The sequence below is a fragment of the Coprococcus sp. LG101-27 genome, from assembly GCF_027695515.1.
In the GTDB taxonomy this organism is placed as follows: domain Bacteria; phylum Bacillota; class Clostridia; order Lachnospirales; family Lachnospiraceae; genus Allocoprococcus; species Allocoprococcus comes.
In genome coordinates, this window is sequence record NZ_JAQEUJ010000048.1 from 1 (window position 1) to 6,358 (window position 6,358).

Sequence of the window (6,358 nt, forward strand, 5' to 3'; positions counted from 1 at the left end):
AGCGAAGGTAACTTTCAGTCTTCAGCAGAGACTGAAAGCAATAGAAGATTTGAATTGACCGAGCTCTTTGAGCGAGGGATACTTCTTGTCCGAAGGGAAAGAAGGTGGAACTGAGAAGAATTAAAACAATTTGAAGTTGTGAACTTAGAATTAGAGGTGTTGAAAATGAAAATAATAATTATATTTATTGATTTACTGATGGCAACTGTTCTCTTTTTTGTTGGAAGATTTTTTATCAAATCAAGGAATACAGAAAGAAGTGTGCTGTTTTTATCAGGAGATTATACTGGATTAAACACAGAGAAAATATGCAGAGTTACTGGAAAACGGATTAAGACATGGGCAATGCTCTTTTGTCTTGGCGGTATAATTGATTTTATCAAGCTGGGCGCAGGAATAATAATAGTTTCCGTTTTTTTTATTATCTTACTTGTATTTCATTTGGTTGATATGACTATAAATCGAGACAAGTACCGGGTATAAATTCAAGTTTATCGAATTAAGAAAAACGGAATTTAAGGAGGTGCTTATAAATGAAATTAGTAGATTTAGCAACAGGTTCTGATTGGATAGTGTGGATTGTCTTTGTGATATTTGCTGTATTTTCTATTATTTTACTTTCTGGACACGGGAGTTGGTTTATTTCCGGATATAATACGGCTTCAAAAGAAGAAAAGGAAAAATATGATGAAAAGAAGTTATGCAGAACAATGGGAATTGGAATGTCTATTATAGCAATTCTTGCATTGACAATGGGCTTGCTTGAAAATATTTTGCCTGCATTTTTTGTATATATTGCATTGGGGATTATTTTGGTTGATGTCGTAGTAATTATCATTTTAGAAAATACACTATGCAGAAAGTAACAACTTTTTAGTTTGTATGCGACAAACGTTTGAACACTTTTTGAACACCGCAACCGTGATGAAGTCTTCAAAGCCCCTTTCTATCAGTATTTGAGATTAAGAAAAACGGTTCGATTCCGGTCTGCGGCATTAAGTAAAAAGTAGGAGAAACGTTGAATTTACAGCGTTTCTTTTTTTTCGCAACAAAACGGGAGAGCAAAATCCCCATGCTCTCCCATCTTTCAGCTCATCCATTCTTATTCTTCAACAGCCCATTTCTCAATCTGTTTCATAAATTTCTCATCTTCTGAAATAACTTTTACCGGCTTCTTATAATCAATTGCCATAAGTCCCATTAGTCCAAATCGGGTTAATTTTTCTTTGTTTATTGCAAAATTCATAACTCTTCGGTGACACATGTAAGCGATTCGACTACCTGTGTATGCCGTAATCCAAGCTGTATCCTTATCAACTCTGAGTTTCATCAAATTCTTTATACGATTCTGTGAGGTTTTCCATTGCTTCCAGATACACATACGCAGCCTATAACAAATTCTTGCATCTAGTTCTTTACTACAGCTTCCTTCAGATTCCACCTCACAATGGACACCCTGTTCGGCTATATACTTCCTTGTTACCTAGGCGTATTCGGGTAGGGTCAAGCGATGGCGCGGTAATCCGTTTCCATCGCCTGCCACCTCAAACCGTGCATGAGGTTCTCCCTCACACGGCTTTCCGATAACCTTCTTCCTACAGCATTCAAACGACTGCCACATATCTTTTCTTGTTTAGATAATAAAAGTACTCTATTCCACTGGTTGCATACCACTTTCGAAATCCATACAGCACATGTTCTCTGTATTTCTTCTGTTTTCGCCTGTAGTACACCCGTCTCCATAGCTTCATCCACACGAATTCATCGAGCTGTTTAAATCGTTTTGTTGAGTTTCCATGCTGAAAGTAGTTTCTCCATCCTCTTATGAGTGGATTTAATTTCTCCACCTTCTGCTCCAGACCCTCATAAGCTGATTTTCTGCAAGTAATTACTCTGACTGCATCCTTTACCTTTTTTATCGCCTTTTTACTAGGCATCATATACGGCAACTTCCTTCCACTTTTGGTTTTACCAAACTTCTGGAAGCAGAATCCAAGAAAGTCAAAACTCTCTTTATTCATATCTACAATCTTCGTTTTCTGCGGATTCAACGTCAGTTTCAACTTAGTCATTATTCTTTTCAGATGCTCAAACGCTAATTCTGCATCTGTTCTTTTTCTGCACATAATCACTGCATCATCTGCATATCTGACTATGACACCCAGTTCCTTATGATTTTCCCAGTAGGAGTCCAGTACATGAAGATATATATTTGCTAACAACGGACTAATGACACCTCCTTGCGGTGAACCTTTTTCCGTTGGATAGTATTTCCCATTTTCAATAACTCCTGCTCGTAACCACTGTCTGCATAACTTAATGACCCTTCTATCACTGATGCGACGATTTAATAATCCCAGTAGTATTTCATGGTTGATGTTGTCGAAGTATCCCTGTATGTCTGCATCTACTACATACCAGTTTTTATATAATTCTTTTTTCACTTTTTCTGTAGCCTGTTTTGCATCTCTTTTAGGGCGAAATCCATAAGAACTATCTAGAAAGTTTGCTTCAAAGATAGGTTCTATCACTATCTTACAGGCTTGTTGCACAATCCTGTCTCTAATAGTCGGTATTCCCAATGGTCTTTGCTTCCCATCCGGTTTTGGAATGTATACTCTCTTTACCGGCTTAGGTCTGTATTTCTTATTCTTTAAATCCTCTTGAATATCCAACGAGTATTCTTCTACTCCGTATTCCTCAATCATTTCAAAGGTAATGCCGTCAATCCCAGCGCTCCCCTTGTTTTCTCGTACTTCTTTCCATGCCCGCCACAAAATATCCAGGCGAAAGATACGGTCATACAACGCATGAAATCTGCGTTGCTTATCCTTTTTGGCTGCCAGGTATAGATTACGTTGAAGTTGTCGTGATTTTTCTATTGAGTGTTGTTGTCCATTATTTAGCATGCACTATCCCTTACCTTCCCGTTAATCTTGATTAAAGCAGAGCCCCTTTTCTCCCATTGTTTTTCTTACCAATAGTTCATAGATACTATGGGCTCCTCCGACTTCTCATACCACTTCCCAAGAAATTTCGCATGCGTGCTTATATCCTCAGTTACATACTTGTGGTTATATGATGATATGAGATCTCTTCTGTTCCGTTATCAACTTTCATAACATTCCGCTCCATCTACACCGAAGGGTTCTTCAATGCTGTACTCCAGTATCCCCACATTTTCCATGGTCTTCGTCAGAAAGTCAGTGACTCGACTCCCTCTTGTCCCTTACAGGGCTAACGTAACGATGCTACAGGATTCACTTTATGTTACGGACTGCTATTTTGCACCTGTTTCTCACAGGCATACCTCGCTTCAACACAATCGGTCACCCAAAAGCATTGGAGGTTCGCTACAAGGCTCACTGGCGATTACCTTGACCAGACTTTCACTGGCAAGCTGATAACAGCTTGCAGAACACACGACTTTCACCCGTTAGAGCGCGCCCATGGTGCGCAAACTACAAAAAGGATGTGCCTTGGCACATCCTTAGATAACTTATTCTATATTCTGCTTACCGAATCAGCTGTTCCAGTTCACTCTTTTCCTGAACTCCTAAAGTTCTCTCTGCGACCTTTCCATCTTTGAATACGAGAAATGTCGGAATTGACATTACCTTATATTCTCTGGCAAGCGCCATCTGCTCATCCACATTCACCTTACCTACCTTTACATCTGTAAGCTCCTGTGCGAGTTCGTCAACAACCGGTCCCATTGTCTGGCATGGTCCACACCATGTTGCCCAGAAATCTACCAGTACTGGTTCTTTTGCATTTAATACTTCTTCTTCAAAATTCTCTGTTGTTAAATTGATTACTGACATGATAGACATCCTCCTGTTTCATTATCTTTTTCTTCTTTAATGGCAGTAAGCCGTTCCTCTACTTTCTGGATCGTGATTCTTTCCAGATAATCATTACAGCTCCTGTTCATCCCTGTTACAAGTTCGTCCATAACTACAGACATCCCACTTGCAACCAAACACTTTTTATCCGGGTTTCCAGAACGCCAGGATGCTTTTACAAGCGTATTCTCCAGTGCATCACTGATCTGCCTCAGCGTAATATCCGAATTTGCTTTTGCGATCCGGTAACCGCCTCCCATGCCTTCTCTTGTCTCGATCAGACCGGCTTTTTTTAGTTTTCCCATCACTTTGCGTATGCATACAGGATTTGTACATACATTATCTGCGAGTTCTTCACTTGCGATAGTAGCATTGCTGCGATCCAGAAATACAAGTGCATGAACCGCTATTGCAAATTCACTTGTCACGCTTCTCCCCTCATTTCTTATATGTTGAACTGTAATTTTTTTAATTACAATTTATACTGTAACAATATCACATACAGTTTGCCATGTCAACCTCTTTGCCTGGATTTTGTTATGATTTTTTATCTCTGCTGACATTTGCGAGAAAATATGATAGTTTTTTGTGAAAATTTTGTTTATTTATGAGGATTATCTGCTATGAATAAATTATTACATAACAATACACTTTTTACACTCACACTACTTGGCATCGCGACCGCACTTGCCTTTCTTTTTTTCTCATTCGTTTCTGAAAATACTGCAAACATCGCATTACTTTATATTATTGCCCAAATCTTGATTGCACGATATACGAACGGATACCTGCTCGGGCTCTTTTCTTCTGTTTTCTCCGTAATCTGTATCAATTTCTTCTTTACCTATCCGTTTTTCCGACTGAATTTCACATTGAGCGGCTATCCGGTCACATTTATCGGAATGTTGATCATTATATTGCTCACCACAGCAACCACTTCCTCTCTTCTGTCTGATGGTTCCATCTTATCAGTGTAACAAGACTCCGGAGCTTACCGTCACTGATCATCCAGACCACGTAACCTTCTGTGTCAAAGATTTCGGACATGGTCTGAACCCGGACGTTATTCCGGATAGTTTCAGTGGCATCTGCCACAATACTGGTTCCGTTGACTCCCACAAGGGTATGGGAATCGGCTTATCAATCTGTAAAACGATCATTGACGCACACAATGGTTATATCGTAGCCAAAAACCACACCAATGGTGCTTTATTTCTGTTTACATTACCAAAAGAAGAGGAGGAAAACATTCCATGCAGCCAAAAGTAAATATCCTTTTTATAGAAGACGAACGAAATATCCTTACTTTTGTTACAAAGCTGTTATATGGGCACAATTATAAAGTAACAACCGCCATAACCGGTACAGAAGGTCTTCAGCTGATAAATTCTATCTGTCCAGATCTCATTCTCCTTGATCTTGGGCTCCCGGATATGGATGGTCAGACAATCATCCGGCAGGTTCGTGAATGGTCCGACTGTCCAGTCATCGTCATCTCTGTCCGTACAAATGAACATGAAAAGGTAAAAGCTCTCGATCTTGGCGCGGATGATTATATCACCAAGCCATTCGGTTCCGCCGAACTCCTTGCACGTATCCGCACCTCACTCAGACACAGTACCCGGATGAATACCTCTTCAGATCAAACTCTTCCACCCTTACAAATGTGGTGAGTTAATACTCGATTTTGAAAAACGTACCCTGACTATCAGTGGAAATATCGTTCATTTGACTCCAATCTCTTTTCAAATTACATATTTTCTTATAAAATGACTTTATCAAAAGAAATACAAAGAACTGGAGTGAGAGAGGCATGAATATTGGAATGTTACTTTTGGTTATAATTGGAGGCTTTGCAGGTCTTTTTTCTACACTTTATATTTGTATCAGTCTTCCATTCACCATTATATGGAAGATTTATCGCCGGGTTGCAAAAGGCATCCCGATTATGAAATAGCTGTTTCGTTTAACATCCTAATTCCAAATATTTCTCCTGCTGATAAGGTTTCTTTATATAGTATTACACCAATCAAGGTAGCTGCAACTGGCTCAACTGATGCCAAAATAGAAGCTTTTCCATTATCTAAATTTTTAAGACCGGCAGTATACAGGCAAAATGCAAGCACTGTACTTAAAAAAACAAATTTCAAACTTGCGGACAAAAATTCCCATGCTTCCCCAAAGTATCCCTGCCAGAATTACCATTCCTGATGCAAGTTTTTTCATTATCCTGCCTCCTTATATCCAAAAAGGATGATAACGCAACAAGCATTGTTACGCAATCACCCTTGAAATACTGTTTTTACTATAATACAAATATGCAGAGCTGTCCAACCTAAATCAGACTGAATCTTTTATTATATTTAAATTTGACCGACTCCACATATGGTGTCCGGATAAATATCAGCGATACAGTTCCTTCGGAATTTCCTATGAAATGAAAAAAACTGTAAGCAACCGCTTACAGTTCTCAACTCCCCGAGTTGGGTTCGAACCAACGACCCTTCGGTTAA

Annotated in this window: 10 protein-coding genes; 5 read left to right on the forward strand and 5 right to left on the reverse strand. The window is 39.2% G+C overall.

Features of this window, described 5'->3' with window-relative positions:
* Positions 1-165 precede the first annotated feature (165 nt).
* Both PG766_RS16585 and PG766_RS16590 read left to right on the forward strand, forming a co-directional pair.
* A complete protein-coding gene (locus tag PG766_RS16585) occupies positions 166-483 on the forward strand; it encodes a hypothetical protein (RefSeq protein WP_005611085.1) in 318 nt (105 codons plus the stop codon).
* 50 nt (positions 484-533) lie between these two features.
* Positions 534-866 carry a DUF3784 domain-containing protein gene (locus PG766_RS16590; RefSeq protein WP_117455464.1) on the forward strand — a complete coding sequence of 111 codons (333 nt, stop codon included), beginning with the start codon at positions 534-536 and terminating at the stop codon, positions 864-866.
* A 236-nt stretch (positions 867-1,102) separates the two neighbouring features.
* On the opposite strand, the gene PG766_RS16595 is transcribed toward PG766_RS16590, so the two are convergent.
* The 4 genes from PG766_RS16595 to PG766_RS16610 all read right to left on the reverse strand — a co-directional run bounded on the left by PG766_RS16595 (position 1,103) and on the right by PG766_RS16610 (position 4,273).
* The gene (locus PG766_RS16595; protein ID WP_207662364.1) at positions 1,103-1,246 is read right to left on the reverse strand and encodes a hypothetical protein; all 144 of its coding nucleotides are present in this window, start codon (positions 1,244-1,246) and stop codon (positions 1,103-1,105) included.
* A 358-nt stretch (positions 1,247-1,604) separates the two neighbouring features.
* Positions 1,605-2,909, reverse strand: a complete 1,305-nt coding sequence (gene ltrA / locus PG766_RS16600; RefSeq protein WP_270591366.1) for a group II intron reverse transcriptase/maturase — start codon at positions 2,907-2,909, stop codon at positions 1,605-1,607.
* 606 nt (positions 2,910-3,515) lie between these two features.
* Positions 3,516-3,824, reverse strand: a complete 309-nt coding sequence (gene trxA, locus PG766_RS16605) for a thioredoxin (protein WP_055247598.1) — start codon at positions 3,822-3,824, stop codon at positions 3,516-3,518.
* Positions 3,815-4,273 carry an RrF2 family transcriptional regulator gene (locus PG766_RS16610; RefSeq protein WP_117824793.1) on the reverse strand — a complete coding sequence of 153 codons (459 nt, stop codon included), beginning with the start codon at positions 4,271-4,273 and terminating at the stop codon, positions 3,815-3,817. Before PG766_RS16610 ends, trxA begins: the two co-directional genes overlap by 10 nt.
* 195 nt (positions 4,274-4,468) lie before the next feature.
* On the opposite strand from PG766_RS16610, the gene PG766_RS16615 reads away from it, so the two are divergent.
* The 3 genes from PG766_RS16615 to PG766_RS16625 are packed head-to-tail and all read left to right on the forward strand — an operon-like array spanning position 4,469 to position 5,518.
* Positions 4,469-4,822, forward strand: a complete 354-nt coding sequence (locus PG766_RS16615; RefSeq protein ID WP_243006495.1) for a DUF4118 domain-containing protein — start codon at positions 4,469-4,471, stop codon at positions 4,820-4,822.
* Positions 4,800-5,114 carry an ATP-binding protein gene (locus PG766_RS17200; RefSeq protein ID WP_270591367.1) on the forward strand — a complete coding sequence of 105 codons (315 nt, stop codon included), beginning with the start codon at positions 4,800-4,802 and terminating at the stop codon, positions 5,112-5,114. Before PG766_RS16615 ends, PG766_RS17200 begins: the two co-directional genes overlap by 23 nt.
* Positions 5,099-5,518, forward strand: coding sequence for a response regulator (locus tag PG766_RS16625; protein ID WP_270591369.1), 420 nt, complete (start codon positions 5,099-5,101; stop codon positions 5,516-5,518). The genes PG766_RS17200 and PG766_RS16625 overlap by 16 nt, the downstream gene beginning before the upstream one ends.
* 273 nt (positions 5,519-5,791) lie before the next feature.
* On the opposite strand, the gene PG766_RS16630 is transcribed toward PG766_RS16625, so the two are convergent.
* Positions 5,792-6,007 (reverse strand): EamA family transporter, encoded by a 216-nt coding sequence (locus PG766_RS16630; RefSeq protein WP_270591371.1) that lies wholly within the window; start codon positions 6,005-6,007, stop codon positions 5,792-5,794.
* Between the last annotated feature and the right edge of the window lie 351 nt (positions 6,008-6,358).

Bases quoted from the DNA above. Each gene is read 5' to 3' on its own strand.
- PG766_RS16585 (WP_005611085.1), top strand. From the start codon at position 166: ATGAAAATAATAATTATATTTATTGATTTACTGATGGCAACTGTTCTC.
- PG766_RS16590 (WP_117455464.1), top strand. From the start codon at position 534: ATGAAATTAGTAGATTTAGCAACAGGTTCTGATTGGATAGTGTGGATT.
- PG766_RS16595 (WP_207662364.1), bottom strand. From the start codon at position 1,246: ATGAATTTTGCAATAAACAAAGAAAAATTAACCCGATTTGGACTAATG.
- ltrA (WP_270591366.1), bottom strand. From the start codon at position 2,909: ATGCTAAATAATGGACAACAACACTCAATAGAAAAATCACGACAACTT.
- trxA (WP_055247598.1), bottom strand. From the start codon at position 3,824: ATGTCAGTAATCAATTTAACAACAGAGAATTTTGAAGAAGAAGTATTA.
- PG766_RS16615 (WP_243006495.1), top strand. From the start codon at position 4,469: ATGAATAAATTATTACATAACAATACACTTTTTACACTCACACTACTT.
- PG766_RS17200 (WP_270591367.1), top strand. From the start codon at position 4,800: ATGGTTCCATCTTATCAGTGTAACAAGACTCCGGAGCTTACCGTCACT.
- PG766_RS16625 (WP_270591369.1), top strand. From the start codon at position 5,099: ATGCAGCCAAAAGTAAATATCCTTTTTATAGAAGACGAACGAAATATC.